13 protein-coding genes are annotated in these 14,552 nt (G+C 71.5%); 9 read left to right on the top strand and 4 right to left on the bottom strand.

All coding sequences use genetic code 11. The features are described 5' to 3' along the window. Positions 1 to 11: 11 nt before the first annotated feature. Together ACIPFH_RS10060 and ACIPFH_RS10055 are read left to right on the top strand one after the other, a co-directional pair. A complete protein-coding gene (locus ACIPFH_RS10060; protein WP_401824759.1) occupies positions 12 to 635 on the top strand; it encodes a hypothetical protein in 624 nt (207 codons plus the stop codon). Positions 636 to 777: 142 nt separating this feature from the next. Next, positions 778 to 1,680 carry a serine protease gene (locus tag ACIPFH_RS10055; RefSeq protein ID WP_401824757.1) on the top strand — a complete coding sequence of 301 codons (903 nt, stop codon included), beginning with the start codon at positions 778 to 780 and terminating at the stop codon, positions 1,678 to 1,680. A gap of 22 nt (positions 1,681 to 1,702) precedes the next feature. Here ACIPFH_RS10055 and ACIPFH_RS10050 read toward each other — a convergent pair whose 3' ends face one another. After that, positions 1,703 to 3,328: an amidohydrolase family protein gene (locus ACIPFH_RS10050; protein ID WP_401824756.1), complete on the bottom strand. Its 1,626-nt coding sequence runs from the start codon at positions 3,326 to 3,328 to the stop codon at positions 1,703 to 1,705. A gap of 32 nt (positions 3,329 to 3,360) precedes the next feature. Then, positions 3,361 to 4,635 carry an amino acid deaminase gene (locus ACIPFH_RS10045; protein WP_356248951.1) on the bottom strand — a complete coding sequence of 425 codons (1,275 nt, stop codon included), beginning with the start codon at positions 4,633 to 4,635 and terminating at the stop codon, positions 3,361 to 3,363. 173 nt (positions 4,636 to 4,808) lie between these two features. Here ACIPFH_RS10045 and ACIPFH_RS10040 point away from each other — a divergent pair, with 173 nt between their 5' ends. The 5 genes from ACIPFH_RS10040 (at position 4,809) to ACIPFH_RS10020 (ending at position 9,503) form a co-directional block, all read left to right on the top strand. Further along, positions 4,809 to 5,852, top strand: coding sequence for a sugar kinase (locus ACIPFH_RS10040; RefSeq protein ID WP_401824754.1), 1,044 nt, complete (start codon positions 4,809 to 4,811; stop codon positions 5,850 to 5,852). Then, complete coding sequence (locus tag ACIPFH_RS10035; RefSeq protein ID WP_401824752.1) at positions 5,849 to 6,622, top strand: IclR family transcriptional regulator; 774 nt, start codon at positions 5,849 to 5,851, stop codon at positions 6,620 to 6,622. The genes ACIPFH_RS10040 and ACIPFH_RS10035 overlap by 4 nt, the downstream gene beginning before the upstream one ends. Continuing rightward, positions 6,619 to 7,029, top strand: a complete 411-nt coding sequence (locus ACIPFH_RS10030) for a RidA family protein (protein WP_401824750.1) — start codon at positions 6,619 to 6,621, stop codon at positions 7,027 to 7,029. The genes ACIPFH_RS10035 and ACIPFH_RS10030 overlap by 4 nt, the downstream gene beginning before the upstream one ends. Before the next feature lie 276 nt (positions 7,030 to 7,305). Further along, positions 7,306 to 8,784 (top strand): GntP family permease, encoded by a 1,479-nt coding sequence (locus ACIPFH_RS10025; RefSeq protein ID WP_401824749.1) that lies wholly within the window; start codon positions 7,306 to 7,308, stop codon positions 8,782 to 8,784. A 65-nt stretch (positions 8,785 to 8,849) separates the two neighbouring features. Then, positions 8,850 to 9,503, top strand: a complete 654-nt coding sequence (locus ACIPFH_RS10020; RefSeq protein WP_401824747.1) for a hypothetical protein — start codon at positions 8,850 to 8,852, stop codon at positions 9,501 to 9,503. On the opposite strand, the gene ACIPFH_RS10015 is transcribed toward ACIPFH_RS10020, so the two are convergent. Continuing rightward, positions 9,500 to 10,870: a M14 family metallopeptidase gene (locus ACIPFH_RS10015; protein WP_401824745.1), complete on the bottom strand. Its 1,371-nt coding sequence runs from the start codon at positions 10,868 to 10,870 to the stop codon at positions 9,500 to 9,502. The two genes, ACIPFH_RS10020 and ACIPFH_RS10015, sit on opposite strands and share 4 nt — an antisense overlap. A 268-nt stretch (positions 10,871 to 11,138) precedes the next feature. Here ACIPFH_RS10015 and ACIPFH_RS10010 point away from each other — a divergent pair, with 268 nt between their 5' ends. Both ACIPFH_RS10010 and ACIPFH_RS10005 read left to right on the top strand, forming a co-directional pair. After that, complete coding sequence (locus tag ACIPFH_RS10010; RefSeq protein WP_356256614.1) at positions 11,139 to 12,479, top strand: Nramp family divalent metal transporter; 1,341 nt, start codon at positions 11,139 to 11,141, stop codon at positions 12,477 to 12,479. Between the two features lie 122 nt (positions 12,480 to 12,601). Beyond that, the gene (locus ACIPFH_RS10005; protein ID WP_401824743.1) at positions 12,602 to 13,192 is read left to right on the top strand and encodes an isochorismatase family protein; all 591 of its coding nucleotides are present in this window, start codon (positions 12,602 to 12,604) and stop codon (positions 13,190 to 13,192) included. A gap of 34 nt (positions 13,193 to 13,226) precedes the next feature. Here the strand turns inward: ACIPFH_RS10005 and ACIPFH_RS10000 are convergent, their stop codons facing one another. Continuing rightward, on the bottom strand, positions 13,227 to 14,480 hold the full coding sequence (locus ACIPFH_RS10000) for a hypothetical protein (protein WP_401824742.1): 1,254 nt from the start codon (positions 14,478 to 14,480) through the stop codon (positions 13,227 to 13,229). Positions 14,481 to 14,552 lie beyond the last annotated feature (72 nt).

Below are 14,552 nucleotides of genomic sequence, written 5' to 3'. Positions count from 1 at the left end.
AATCCGCGGCCATGTCCAGGCCAGCTGAAGGCGGCACGCCCCGGGTGCAGCCGATCGTGTACCACCCGTACGCCGAGACCGACCCGTCCTCGTACGACCGGTACGCCGATCCGGCGGCGGCCCACGGGTGGGAGAACGCGTACGACGAGACGGCCGAGCTGCCTCGCGTTCCCTCCGCCGAGGGAGCGGCCGGCGGTCGCGCGGACCGTCGGCGCGCCGCGCGCCGGACGGGCGGGTGGCGTTCCCGCCGGGTGATGGCGGCGGGGGCGGTGGGGGCGGTGGCACTGGCCGCGGTGGTGGCGGGAGTCTCCTTCTCCGGTGATCCGGCCCAGAGCCCGGACGGAAAGCAGGGCGGGCGGTCGGGTGTGCGCTCGGCGCCGGGCGACGCGGCGACTTCCCCCGTCGCGCCGGTCCCGTCCGCGAGTGGCTCCGCCGGTTCCGCGGCGCCGGCTCCGTCCGCTTCGGCCGGTGCGGTGGCGTCCTCCGGGGTGGCGACGTCCGGGGCGCCCTCCGCCGTGTCGTCGGCCGGTGCCGCCGCGAGCGGGCCCGCGGACGTCGCGTCTTCCGCCTCGCCGTCCCGGTCCGGGAAGGGCAACCCGGGGAAGGGGCGGGGGTCGGGCAAAAGGGGCGGGTAGCCCAGCGTGTCCGATGAGCACCGGCCCCCGCGGCTGAAAAGCGACCCTTGTTCTCTCCTCTTCGCGCACTAACAATGCGCATGACAAAACAACGGGCGGCCGGAAGATCTCCGGTCGCCCTGTCGTAAGAGGGGACCCCCACATGAGAAAGCCTCTCGTTGCCGCGCTTTTCGCCCTGGCCATCGCCGGGGCGGGGGCGGCACCCGCGGTCGCCGCGCCGGTGAGCGCGAAGCCCGCGACCTCGGCTTCCGCGACCTCGGCTTCCGCGATCGCGGTCAAGGCGGACACCAAGGCGGCCGCGCCGACGCTCCAGGCCGTCAACCTCGCCGGGACCGTCGCGCTCAGCAACTGTTCCGGCTCGGTCGTCCGCTTCCCGAACTCCCTGGACACCGACCCGGCGCTGGTGCTCTCCAACGGCCACTGCCTGTCGACCGGCTTCCCGGAGCCGGGCGAGGTGCTCGTCAACCAGGCCTCCAGCCGTACCTTCGGCCTGCTCAACTCCGCCGGCACCCGGGTCGCGACCCTGCGCGCCAGCAAGCTGGCCTACGGGACGATGACCGACACGGACGTCTCGATCTACCAGCTCACCAGCACCTACGCCACGATCAAGAACTCGTACGGGATCTCCGCGCTGACGGTGCAGAACACCCACCCGACCGCCGGCACCGCCATCACCGTGGCGTCCGGCTACTGGAAGCGGCTCTACAGCTGCAACATCGACGGGTTCGTGTACCGCCTGAAGGAGGGCGACTGGACCTGGAAGGACTCGGTCCGCTACACCTCCGCCTGCCAGACCATCGGCGGCACCTCCGGCTCGCCGGTGATCGACCAGTCCACCGGCAAGGTCGTCGCCGTCAACAACACCGGCAACGAGGACGGCGCGCGCTGCACCGAGAACAACCCCTGTGAGGTCGACGCGAGCGGCAACGTCACGGTCCGCCAGGGCATCAACTACGCCCAGGAGACCTACCTGATCCCGGCCTGCTTCACGACCGGCAACCAGCTCAACCTGAGCGCGAGCGGGTGCACCCTGCCGAAGCCGTAGGGCGCGGCGGAGGGGCGGTCCGTCACACGGGACTGCGACGGACCGCCCGCCCCGCCAGTACGTCCGTCCGGCGGCCGTCCTCGATGACGAAGCGGCCGTCGACGAGGACGTGCGGGATGCCGGTGGGCAGGGTGCGGGGGGCTTCGTAGGTGGAGCCCGCCGCCACCGTCCTGGGGTCGAAGAGCACCAGGTCGGCGCGGTGGCCCTCGCGGATCAGACCCCGGTCCGGCAGGCGCAGGCGGGCCGCCGGGCGGCCGGTCAGATGGGCCACGCACTCCTCCAGGGACAGGATCCCCGTCTCCCTCACGTAGTGGCCGAGATAGCGCGGGAACGTGCCGTAGGCGCGCGGGTGCGGCTTCGCGCCCGTCAGGACGCCGTCCGAGCCGCCCGTGTGGACGCGGTGACGCATGATCGTGCGGACGTTCTCCTCGTGGCCGACGTGCTGGAGGATGGTCGGGGCCAGCCGGTCCTCGAGGAGGAGGCGGCGGGCCGTCGTCCAGGGTTCCTCGCCGCGCAGCAGCGCCGAAGCGTGGACCGTGCGGCCCACGTGGTCCGCCAGCCGCTCGTCGCCCACGCCCGAGATCTCGATCGTGTCCCAGTCCACCGGCACCCCGTGGCAGCCGTCCGCGCCGGTCACCTCCAGGTCGTGGCGGATGCGGGCGCACGTGTCGTCGTCCGCGAGGCGGCGCAGGATCTCCCGCGGTCCGCCCTCGCTCGCCCAACTGGGCAGCAGAGCGGCGAGAGTGGTGCAGCCGGGGGTGTAGGGATAGGTGTCCAGGGTGATGTCGGCGCCGGAGTCCAGGGCCTGGTCCAGGAGGGTCAAGAGCTCCGGGGCTCGGCCCTCGTTCACGCCGAAGTTCATGGTGGCGTGGGCGAGATGCAGCGGGCAGCCCGCCTCGCGGGTCAGCTCGACCATCTCCGCGTACGCCCGAAGGGCGCCGGCGCCGTAACTGCGGTGGTGGGGGCAGTAGTAGCCGCCGTGGCGCGCCACCACCCGGCACAGTTCGGTCAGTTCGGCGCCCCGGGCGTACATGCCGGGTGTGTACGTCAGTCCGGAGGACAGGCCGACGGCGCCCTGCTCCAGCCCCTCCGCGACCAGCCGACGCATCCGGTCCAGTTCCCGGTCGGTGGCCGGGCGGTCCTCCCAGCCGACGACGAGGGCGCGGACCGTGCCCTGCGGGACGAGGTACGCCGCGTTGACGGCGATGCCCCGGCCCCCGAAGCCGTGGTCGAGGCGGTCCAGGTACTCGCCCACCGAACGCCAGTCGAAGTCGAGGTCGTCGCCGTACCCGTTCCAGCCGGTGATGGCCCGGCGGACCCCTTCGAGGGTCCGGTCGTCGACCGGGGCGTACGACAGCCCGTCCTGGCCCAGGACCTCGAGGGTGACGCCCTGCGCGGCCTTGGCGCTGTGGTCGGGGTCGCGCAGCAGGGCGAGGTCGCTGTGGGCGTGCATGTCGATGAATCCGGGGGAGAGGACGAGACCCTCCGCGTCCAGCTCCCGTACCGCCCTGGGGCGCTGGCAGCCGGCGGCCGCCGCCTCCTTCACGATCGAGACGATCCTGCCGTCGTCGATCAGCACGTCCGCGCGGTAGGAGTCCGCGCCGGTGCCGTCGACGACGTCCGCGTCCCGGATGACGAGGTCTTCCATGCCGTACCTCCTGCCAGGTCTCTCGCCGGTGTCTAGAAGAACGTGCGGATGTAGTCGACGACCGTGCCGTCCGCCTCGGCCAGCGGGATCAGCGGCCACTTGTCGAAGGACGTGCAGGGGTGCGACAGGCCCAGGCCGACCCAGTCGCCGACCTCGACGTCCGCCTCGGCCGTGGTGCGCAGCCAGGCGTGCTGGTCGGAGAGCGCGGTCACCGAGACCCCGGTGGCGGGGCGTTCCGTGCCCTCGCGGCGGATCACCTGGGCGAAGGGCAGGTCCAGGTCGTACGCCGCGTCCCGCTTGCCCGCGTTGACGAACGCCTGGTCGGGGGAGGGCCGGGAGACGACCTGCGTCCACAGCCGGAACGCGGGCTCGAGCGCGCCCTCCCCGGGAACCCGGTTGAACGGGGTCAGCCTGCGGTAGTGGCCGTCGTCGTGCGAGACGTACGCGCCCGAGCGCAGCAGCTTCAGTACCGGGAGGGAGAGCCCGGGGATCTCGGCGAAGACGTCGGCGACCGCGTCGAACCAGGCGCTGCCGCCCGCGCTGACCACGATCTCCTCGGCGTCCGCGAACCGTCCCGCCCTGTCGAGGTCGACGGCGAGGGCGACCAGGCGGCGCAGCCAGGCGTGCACCCGCTCCGGGTCGGCCCGCGGGACCTCGCCCTCGTAGCCCGCGACGCCGACGAGTCGCAGGGCCGGCGCGGCGGCCACCGCGTCCGCGACCGCCGCGCACTCGGCCTCCGTGCGGACCCCGGTGCGGGCTCCCTCGCCGGCGGCCAGTTCGACGACGACGTCCAGGGGGCGCCCGGCGCCGCGCAGGGCGGCGTCCATCAGCTCGACCCCGCGCACCGAGTCGACGTAGCAGACGAGGCGGAACCCGGGGTCGGCGTCGAGCCGGGCGGAGATCCAGCGCAGGGCCGCCGGGTCCACGAGTTCGTTGGCGAGGAAGATCCGCTGTACTCCGTACGCCACGGCCACCCGCACCTGGTGGGGGACCGCGAGGGTGATGCCCCAGGCGCCGCGGTCGATCTGACGCCGGAAGAGCTGCGGGGCCATGGACGTCTTGCCGTGCGGGGCGAAGGCGAGTCCGTGGCGGGTCGCGTAGGTCTCCATGAGGGCGAGGTTGTGTTCGAGGCGCTCGGCGGAGAGGGCCAGCACGGGGGTCGCGAAGCCGTCGGTGAAGAGGTTGCGGCGCTGGGCGGCCAGCTCACCGACGGTCAGGCCGTCGGCGTCCGGCGGGAGGCCCTTGAAGCGGTGGTCGACGCGTTCCCCGGCCAGTCCGGCGAGCGCCTCGAGTGCCTCGGTACCCATGGAACCTCCCGATCAGGTGCGTTGCAGAATGTGCAACGTCCATTGCGTGTATCGCTTACGGCTGTCTAACATCTCGCCCAACGCGGGGTCAACGGATCCTCCCCCAGCCTTCGGCCGGGGCGGACCCCCATCTCGCTTCACTCACCCGCACCAGCACGGGAGCCACGACGATCGTGACCGCCACCGGACCCTGCAACGCCCCCGACGTCGTCGACGTCGTCGCGCTCGGCGAGTCCATGGTCGCCCTCCTGCCCTCCCGGCCGGGCCGCCTCGCCGACGTGCCGTCCTTCGACCGTGGCATCGGCGGCGCCGAGTCCAACGTGGCCTGCGCGCTGGCGGCGGCCGGACACACGGTGCGCTGGGTCAGCCGGGTGGGGACGGACGGGTTCGGCGACCACCTCGTCGAGACCGTCGGCTCCTACGGGGTCGACGTGACCTCCGTACGACGCGATCCCGCCCGCCCGACCGGCGTCTACTTCCGCACCGCCGGCGACCGGGCCACCGAGGCGCACGAGGTCGCCTACTACCGGGCCGGGTCGGCGGCCTCCGCGATGTCCGTCGACACGGTCGGCCTCGACGCCGTACGGGCAGGCCGGGTGCTGCACCTCACCGGGATCACCGCGGCCCTCTCCGCCGACTGTCTCGGCCTGCTGCGGGAGCTGACGGCCCCCGGGCCCGGCCGGCCCCTCGTCTCCTTCGACGTCAACCACCGGCCCCGGCTGTGGACGGACGGCAACAGCCCCCAGGTCCTCCTCGAACTGGCCCGCGGCGCCGACCTGGTGTTCGTGGGCGAGGACGAGGCGGCCGAGGTGTGGGGTCTGGACGGCGTCGACGCCGTACGGACCGCGTTCCCCGATCCCGAGGTGCTGGTCGTCAAACAGGGGGCGCTCGGGGCGACCGTCTTCGACAGGGGGCGCGTCCTGCACGTTCCCGCCCCGCGGGTCGACGTCGTCGCCGCCGTCGGCGCCGGGGACGCCTTCGCCGCCGGGTTCCTCTCCGCCACCCTGCGGGGACTGCCCCTGCGCGACCGCCTCCGGCACGGACACCTGATGGCCGCCGCCGCCCTCACCGTCCCCGGCGACCTCGCGGTGCCCCCGGCGCGCGCACACGCCGACCGCCTGGCGGCCCTCGACCCGCAGGCGTGGGGGAGACTTCGACTCGGCCCCGGCTGGACGCACACCGAAGACCGGGCCGACGAGGAGGTACGCACCCCATGAGCCAGACCGTCGACCGAGCCCTGAGCATCCTGCCGTTGCTCGCCGAGGGCCCCGCCGACCTCGGACAGGTCGCCGATCGCCTCGGCGTGCACAAGTCGACGGCCCTGCGGCTGCTGCGCACCCTGCACGAGCACGGCCTCGTCTACCGCCAGTCCGACCAGCGCTACCGCCTGGGCGCCCGTCTCTTCGCCCTCGCCCAGGAGGCGATGGAGAACCTCGACATCCGCGAGATCGCCCATCCGCACCTCGCCCGCCTGAACGAGACCTGCGGGCACACCGTGCACCTCGCCGTGTACGAGGAGGGCGAGGTCCTCTACATCGACAAGGTGGAGAGCCGCTACCCGGTGCGCATGTACTCGCGGATCGGCAAGCCCGTCGCCATCACGGTCGCCGCCGTCGCCAAGCTGCTCCTCGCCGACCTGCCCGAGCCCGAGCGGCGGGTGATCGCGGAGAAGCTCGACTACCCCCTGTACACGGCCCGATCGACCCCCAACGCGCCCGCTTTCCTGCGCGAGTTGGAGAAGGTCCGCGAACAGGGCTGGGCCACCGACCTCGGTGGCCACGAGGAGTCCATCAACTGTGTCGCCGCGCCGATCAGGGGCACCGACGGCCGGGTGGTCGCCGCGATGTCGGTCTCCGCGCCGAACGTCGTCGTCACCGCCGACGAACTCCTCACCCTGCTCCCGCTGGTGCGCCGCGCGGCGGACGCCATCAGCGGCGAGTACTCCGGCAGGACGCCCGTATCAGCTCCAGACAGGGACAACGCATGACCGAGAAGACCGCCCTCACCCCCAAGACCCACACCACCCCGCCCGCGAAGTTCTCGCACGGTGTGCGCAAGGGCAACATCCTCCAGGTCGCGGGTCAGGTCGGCTTCCTGCCCGCCGAGGAGGGCAGGCCGCCGACGCCCGCGGGTCCCACCCTGCGTGAGCAGACCCTCCAGACCCTCACCAACGTCAAGGCGATCCTGGAGGAGGGCGGCGCGAGCTGGGACGACGTGATGATGATCCGTGTCTACCTGACGGACACGGGACACTTCGCCGAGTTCAACGAGCTCTACAACGCGTACTTCGAGGAGCAGCCCCTCACCGCCCCGCCCGCGGCCCGCACGACGGTCTACGTCGGCCTCCCCGCCGGGCTCCTGGTCGAGATCGACGCCCTCGCCGTCCTCGGCTGACGGACCCGCCGTCCTCGGCTGACACGCTCGCGCTCCTCGGCCACGCACCGGACCTACGCGTCGGACCTACGCACCGGACCGACGCGCGGACCTGCGCACCCGACCTACGCGCCGGACCGACGCGTCCGACCGCCGCTCGCGGCCGACGCGCCGACAGCCTCCGACAACTCCCGCACGCCGTGACGCCGCACGGCACGGCACCCCCGTCCACAAGGGGCGCCGTGCCGCGACACCCCCTGCCCGAAAGCTCCGTGAACCCCAGCAGAGGACCCCCAATTGTCCTATCCGCTCGCCGCACCCGCGCCCGCCGAGGCCCCGCCCCACACCGGCGGACTGCTGCTCCTGATCGACGGCACCGCAGGCCTCCTGACCGTCGCCGCCCTCGGCATCGCCCTCCTCCTCTTCCTGATCATCAGGGTCAGACTCCAGCCCTTCGTGGCCCTCCTGGCCGTCTCCATAGCCGTCGGCCTGCTGGCCGGCCTCTCCGTGACCGAACTGTTCGGCACCGTCCAGCGTTCGGACGCCGTCTCCACCATCGAGTCCGGCATGGGCGGCATCCTCGGGCATGTCGCGATCATCATCGGCCTGGGCACGATGCTCGGCGCGATCCTCGAAGTCAGCGGCGGAGCCGAGGTGTTGGCCTCCCGGCTGCTCGGCGTCTTCGGCGAGCGGCGAGCGCCCCTCGCGATGGGTCTGACCGGCCTGATCTTCGGTATCCCGGTCTTCTTCGACGTCGGCATCTTCGTGCTGGCCCCGATCGTCTACGCGGCCGCCAAGCGGGGCGGCAGATCGATCCTGCTGTACTGCCTTCCGCTGCTCGCGGGCCTGTCGATGACCCACGCCTTCCTGCCCCCGCACCCCGGCCCGGTCGCGGCCGCCGGTCTGCTGCACGTCGACCTCGGCTGGGTCATCCTCATGGGCGTCGTCTGCGGCGTCCCGGCGGTGCTGACGGCCTGGGTGTTCTCGGCGTGGATCGGCCGCCGCATTTTCGTCGCCGTACCGCAGGACATGGTCGAGGCGGCGGCGGAGGCGAAGCAGGCGGTCGTCGAGGAGCAGCGGGCGCAGGGCGTGGTCCCGCGCGAGGACCCGGTGCCGCTGGGCACGGTCGTCGGGATCATCGGCACGCCGCTGGTGCTGATCCTCGCCGCCACGTTCTCCTCGATCGCCCTGGGCCCTTCCACGGGCCGCTCGGTGATCGAGTTCTTCGGCAGCCCGTTCGTGGCGCTGACCATCGCCCTGCTCCTCGCCTACTACCTGCTCGGCATCCGGCGCGGCTGGTCCCGCAAGTCGCTGGAGACGGTCTCGACGGCCTCGCTGAAGCCGGTCGGCAACATCCTGCTGGTGGTCGGCGCGGGCGGGATCTTCGGGGCCGTCCTGAAGGCGAGCGGGGTGGCACAGGCCCTGTCGGACACCTTCAACGACGTGGGCCTGCCGGTGATCGTCCTCTCCTACCTGATCTCGGTGGTGCTGCGGGTCGCCCAGGGCTCCGCGACGGTGGCGATCGTGACGACGGCGGGCATCGTGGCGCCGCTGCTCGCCGAGGGCGACCACTCGCAGGCCTTCGTGGCGCTCGTCATCATGGCCATCTCGGCGGGCTCGATCTTCGCCTCGCACGTCAACGACGGCGGTTTCTGGATGGTGGCCAAGTACTTCGGCATCAGCGAGCGCGACACCCTGAGGACGTGGACCGTGCTGGAGTCGGTGCTGTCGTTGGCCGGCTTCGTGATGGCGGCCGGATTGAGCCTCTTCGTGTAGGTCTCCCGTAACGAAGTCAGGGGCTGACTGTGTCCGGCACAGGATCTTCGACCATACTGCCCGCTGTGGAGCAGCGCATAGGTTCGAGCAGCCAGCCCCTGGAGGGCGCCGGGTTCGACCCGGCATTCATCCCCGGGCTCACGTCGCCCGTGACCGCGGAGCCGGAGGACGCGAGTCCGGCCGAGGACGACGGCGTCGACGCCGTCGAGCCCGAGGACCGGAAGGGGGAGCCGGCGTCGTCGGAGGAGCCGGAAGCGTCGGACGAGCCCGTGGAGGGGCCCGTCTTCGAGGCCTCCGACCGCCGGGCGCGGATCGCCGCCGACGCCAAGGGTGTCCGGCTCCGCCTCGACGAGGAGTCCTGCGAGTTCCGCTGGGACGAGATCGGCGCGATCGAGACGGAGTCGCCACGCTTCGGCAAGCGGTTCACCATCACGGTGCACACGCCTGACCGCCGCTGGTACCCGATCGAGATCGAGGCGACGGCCAGGGCCCGCTTCAAGGAGTGGGAGGAGCAGCTGGACGCCGTCCTCGACGCCTACTTCGAAGAAGGGGAAGCGGACGCCGAGGACGAGTCCGTCGAGGCCGAGGAGGCCGACGCCAAGGACATCGAGGCCGAGGACGCCGAGACCGGGGCTTCCGACGTCAAGGGCGCCGAGGCCAAGGACACCGACGTCAAGGACACCGACGCCAAAGCCGCCGACGCCAAAGCCGCCGACTAGACGCAGTACTGACTCTGCTTCCCGATGGACCGGTACATGCAGTCCGCGTTCTCGAGAAGCTGGAGCACCGCGTCCCGGTTACGGGAGGTCTCCCGCTCGATGATCTCGTCGGGCGGGTAGAACCCGCCTCCGGAGGCGGACGAGGGATACATCTCGAAGGTGTACGAGAAGATCTTCTGCGTACCCCAGAGATAGTCGTCGATCGACCCGTCCGTGATGTACAGGTCGCTGGACTGCTCGGCGGTGTACCCGTTGCTCGCGGCCATCTGCTGCCCGACGGCCTTGAACGCGGCGTTGTCGTCCGCGGTCATCCCGGTCGCCGTGTCCGCGGTGGTGTAGCCGAACGGCCAGAGCACCAGCTGGCTGTACGTGTGGAAGTCGATCCCGGCGGTGATCTGCTGTTTCCCGCCCACGATCCGGCTGCGCACGAAGTCGGCGACGACCTTCACCTCGGGCGCGGACTCGGCGGACGCGCCCCGGTAGGTCTCGGAGGACGTGGACCCCGAAGAGCCGCCGCAGCAGCCGAACTTGTAGTTCCAGTTCCGGTTGAGGTCCGTACCGACGTACGAGGAACCGGAGTTGGGCTGCCGGTTCTTGCGCCACGAGCGGTAGGAACCGGTCGCCACGTCGTACTCGCCGCCGTCCGGGTTGAGGTCGGGGACGATCCAGATCTCGCGGCCGTTGACCATGTTGGTGACCCGGGAGTCGGAGCCGTAGCCGGCGCCCAGCTCGCGGATCAGGTACAGCGCCATCTCCACGGTGAGGTGCTCGCGGGCGTGCTGGTGGTGGGTGAACAGCACCTCCGGCTCGGCCTCGTCGGTGGCGACGTTGTCGCTGATCTTGACGGCCACGATGTCCCGGCCCTGGTACGACTTGCCGATGACCCGCTTGCTCATGATGCCCGGGTAGGCGGCGATGCGCTGGTCGATCTCCGCCGTCATCTCGGCGTAATTGTGGTACTTGGAGTCGGCGGACGGGAAGTCGTAGAGCCGCACCTCGTCCTCGGCGACCCGGTCCGGGGCCGAGCCGAGCAGGGACACCTCGTACCCCTGCGAGCGGAGCTTTCGGATCTGGTCCGCGCGGCCGGAGACCACGACGGTCTCCTCGTCGGCCTCGTCGACGCTCACCCCGGAGCGGGCGATCGCGGTGCGCGTCTCGGGGGTGCTGTGGCGGACGTGGATCTCGTACTGACGGATGTCGTCGGCGGAGGGCGCCGCCTTGGGAGCGCTGCCCGCCGCCGCGTCGGTGACCGTCGCCGAGACGGGTGCGGCGAGAGCGAGGGTGAGCAGTGCGGCGAGGACGGCGGTCCGTCTGCCGCCGCGGGCGCTTGTGGCGCCGGCGCCTGAGCCGCGAATGCGAAGTCGCATGAACTCTCCTTGTGGGGAGCCGGATTGTGGGGGGCTGTGTGCGGCGGTGCGGTGCCGACATCGTCGAGGCGTGGCATGAGCAGGTCAAGAGACGACAAGGGGCCGCTGGCCGGAATCGTGCGGAAACCGGCCGACGACCGGCCGCGCAGTGTATCCGCGCCCGCGCCGACCACCCGGTATTCGTGGTTTTGACGGTGTGTGAGCACATCGGGTGGAGATGACGCACGCCCCCTTGCCGGACCGGCCGCTTTGGGCTTTCTTGACCTTCATGGCGGACACCACGGGACCCCCCAAGGGAAACTCCACGCACACCGAGGCCTCATCCGACATCGACGGCGACACCTCCCCCCGCAAGTCCAGTTGGAAGTACATCGGCCCGGGCATCGTGGTCGCGGCGACGGGAGTCGGCGCCGGCGACCTGGTGGCCACACTCATCGCCGGCAGCAACTTCGGCTACACCCTGCTCTGGGCGGCGGTCGTCGGCTGCCTGGTCAAGATCTCCCTCGCCGAGGCGGCCGGCCGCTGGCACCTCTCCACCGGTCGCACCCTCTTCGACGGCTGGGCGAGCCTGGGCCGGTGGACGACGTGGTTCTTCGTCGTCTACGTGGTCGTCTGGGGCTTCGTCTACGGCGCGGCGGCGATGTCGTCGAGCGCGCTGCCGCTCCAGGCGCTGTTCCCGGACGTGATGGACCTCAAGGCGTGGGCCGTCGCCTGCGGTCTGGTGGGCCTGGTGTTCGTCTGGTTCAACAAGTACGCCGTCTTCGAGAAGGTCATGACGGTCCTGGTGGGCGTCATGTTCGTGGTCACGGTGTACCTGGCGATCAGGGTCACGCCCAACCTCGGCGACGCCTTCGCGGGCCTCCTCCCGGTCCTGCCGGACGAGAAGGACTCCGTCCTGAACACCCTCGGCCTCATCGGCGGCGTCGGCGGCACCATCACCCTGGCCGCGTACGGCTACTGGGTCAACGCCAAGGGCTGGACGAACACGGGCTGGATGAAGGTGATGCGGCTCGACAACCGGGTCGCGTACGTCACGACGGGCATCTTCGTCGTCGCCATGCTCTTCGTCGGCGCGGAACTGCTGCACTCCGCGAACGTGGCGATCGCGAGCGGCGACAAGGGGCTCGTCCAGCTGAGCGACATCCTGGAGGCGGAGTACGGCACGGCGACCGCCAAGTTCTTCCTGATCGGCTTCTTCGCCACCTCCTTCACCTCCCTGATCGGCGTCTGGCACGGCGTCAGCCTGATGTTCGCCGACTTCGTGGCCCGCTACCGCGGCCACGGCGACGCCAACGGGACGGAGGTCGCCTCGGGCGCGCGGGAACGCTCCTGGCCCTTCCGCGCGTATCTGCTGTGGCTGACCTTCCCGCCGATCGTGCTGCTCTTCCAGGGTCAGCCGTTCCGCCTGGTCATCCTGTACGGCGTGCTGGGCGCGGCCTTCCTGCCGTTCCTCGCGGGGACGCTGCTGTGGCTGCTCAACTCCTCCCGCACACCCCGGGAGTGGCGCAACGGATCGCTGAGCAACGCGATGCTGGCGCTGGCGGGGCTGCTGTTCCTGGTGCTGTGCGTGAAGCAGGTCTGGGACCAGCCCTGGTCGGAGTTCTTCTGACCTGCCCGCTCCGTGCGGAACCGCCCGTGCCGGCACCACGGGCGGTTGGTTGAGTTTGGCAAGCTTGAGTTGGGCAAGCATCTCTTCTAGGCTGCTGATCCCCTGGGAGAGGTGCCCTCGCCGTGGCTGTGACCGTGCTGGACGACAAGACCGCGCTCGTGCTGATCGACCTCCAGGCCGGCACGCTCGCCGCCCCCACCGAGCCGTACCCGGCGGCGGACGTGGTGGCCCGGGCCGCCGAACTCGCCGACGCCTTCCGTGCCGCGGGCGCTCCCGTCCTCCTGGTCCGCATGTCCACCTCACCCGACGGCGCCGACGCGGTGCCCGGCCGCAGCGAGGCGGTACGGCTGGCCGGCGGCCGCTCGCGTCCCTACGACCTCGGTCCCGTCGCCGAACCGCTGGCCGGCCACGACGGGGACATCCTGGTCACGAAGCGGAACTGGGGCGCGTTCCACGGCACCGACCTCGACATCCAGCTGCGCAGGCGGGGGGTCACCCAGATCGTCCTGGCCGGCATCGCGACCAGCCTCGGCGTCGAGTCGACCGCCCGCGCCGCCCACGAGCACGGCTACCACGTCACGTTCGCGGTCGACGCGATGACCGACATCGACGCGGAAGCGCACCGGCACAGCGTGTCGTACCTCTTCCCGCTGATCGGCGAGCCGGGCACGACGCGCGAGATCCTCGACCTGCTGGCCGGCGTCCGAGCCTGAGCCCGAGGGCCAGTCCATCCGCGGTCCCCGGCCGTCAGTCCTCGGTGGCCTGCCACCGGGGGCTGAGCGCGATGGCCCGCAGCTGCTCGATCGTGAGGGCGGGCTTCGCACGGGTCGCGGCCTTGTCCTGCTCGGCGGCGTTGAAGGCGCTGACGACCACCCGCATACCGTCCTTGCGCATGGTGTCGACGGTCCACATCACGACGCCCGCACCACCCTTCTCGCCCGGCCCCTGCTTCGTCGCGACGCGCGTCCCGTCGGAGAGGGTCTCGGCGTCGGAACCGTACAGCTCGTCGGCGACATCGGACATGTCCGGCTGCACGTTGACCTGGACGAGGCTCGCACCCTTGCCGTCGTCGACGACGAGGTAGCCGTACCCGGTCTCCTGGCTGCCGTTCCTGACCGTCTCCAGGCCCTTGGGCAGCAGGAGGGTGAGCTTGCGCAGGATGAGCCAGCCGGCCATCTCCGCGGGGCGGGCGGACGAGCCCGACGGGGAGACCGGCTTCTTCCCCTCCGCGGGGATGGCGTCGGCGATCCGGCGCCACTCCGAGGCCGCGGCCAGCGTCTTCAACTGGCCCGTAGTCAGCGGTGGTTCGGGGCGGGTGACCGGCTTTCCCTTCTCCGCCGCGGCGTTCCACTCGCTGACGCTCACATGCTGCCCGGCCGGGGTGACCAGGTCGGCGCCCCACGACTTGAGGTTCTCGCGGCGGTCCGGGTACTCGTAGCCCTGGTAGACGGTGAGCGCGGACCCGTCGGACAGGAGCTCGGTCCTGCAGCTGTCGAGGACCGTCTGCTCTCCCTCCGGGCAGGGCATCACGGCGGTGGACGGATCGATCTCACCCGCGTCCGCCGGGATCCGGCCCAGGCCCACGGAGACGGATCCCTCGCCCTTGCCGTCGTCGAACACGCCCGCCACCAGCGGTGGCAGCTTGTCGCCCGTGCCACGCACCTCCGTGCTCCTGAACTCGCCCTCGGGAAGCAGCTGCTGGAGGGTGTCGACCATGTCGTCGCGGGAGTGGACCGGCTTGGCGCTGCCGGACGCGGCGACGGAGGAGGGCGCGGGCGTCGGCTTGCCGCCCCAGGGCACGAGCAGTGCCCCGCCCACCCCCACCAGGGCGAGGCCCGCCGCTCCCCCCGCGATCGCGGTCCTGCGCCGCAGCCGCATGCGGTCGCCCCGGGCCCGACCGGCGGCGACGAGCGCGGCGGGGCTGTCGAAGGTGCCGCCGGCCGCGCGCAGGGCGGTGGAGAGCTGCTCCTCGAAGGGGTCGCTGTACTGGTGGACGGGCATGGTGAACCACCGCTTTCGGCGAGGTGAGTCGGCGAGATGAGTCGGAAGAACGCGAGTGTGCGGGTGAGGTGC

The sequence above is a fragment of the Streptomyces sp. NPDC088157 genome, from assembly GCF_044741545.1.
Taxonomy (GTDB): domain Bacteria; phylum Actinomycetota; class Actinomycetes; order Streptomycetales; family Streptomycetaceae; genus Streptomyces.
Note: the sequence above shows the minus strand (reverse complement) of the source record. Positions and strands in the feature narration are given on the sequence as shown.

Bases quoted from the DNA above. Each gene is read 5' to 3' on its own strand.
- ACIPFH_RS10055 (WP_401824757.1), top strand. From the start codon at position 778: ATGAGAAAGCCTCTCGTTGCCGCGCTTTTCGCCCTGGCCATCGCCGGG.
- ACIPFH_RS10045 (WP_356248951.1), bottom strand. From the start codon at position 4,635: ATGGGTACCGAGGCACTCGAGGCGCTCGCCGGACTGGCCGGGGAACGC.
- ACIPFH_RS10015 (WP_401824745.1), bottom strand. From the start codon at position 10,870: ATGCGACTTCGCATTCGCGGCTCAGGCGCCGGCGCCACAAGCGCCCGC.
- ACIPFH_RS10030 (WP_401824750.1), top strand. From the start codon at position 6,619: ATGACCGAGAAGACCGCCCTCACCCCCAAGACCCACACCACCCCGCCC.
- ACIPFH_RS10050 (WP_401824756.1), bottom strand. From the start codon at position 3,328: ATGGAAGACCTCGTCATCCGGGACGCGGACGTCGTCGACGGCACCGGC.
- ACIPFH_RS10010 (WP_356256614.1), top strand. From the start codon at position 11,139: ATGGCGGACACCACGGGACCCCCCAAGGGAAACTCCACGCACACCGAG.
- ACIPFH_RS10035 (WP_401824752.1), top strand. From the start codon at position 5,849: ATGAGCCAGACCGTCGACCGAGCCCTGAGCATCCTGCCGTTGCTCGCC.
- ACIPFH_RS10060 (WP_401824759.1), top strand. From the start codon at position 12: ATGTCCAGGCCAGCTGAAGGCGGCACGCCCCGGGTGCAGCCGATCGTG.
- ACIPFH_RS10000 (WP_401824742.1), bottom strand. From the start codon at position 14,480: ATGCCCGTCCACCAGTACAGCGACCCCTTCGAGGAGCAGCTCTCCACC.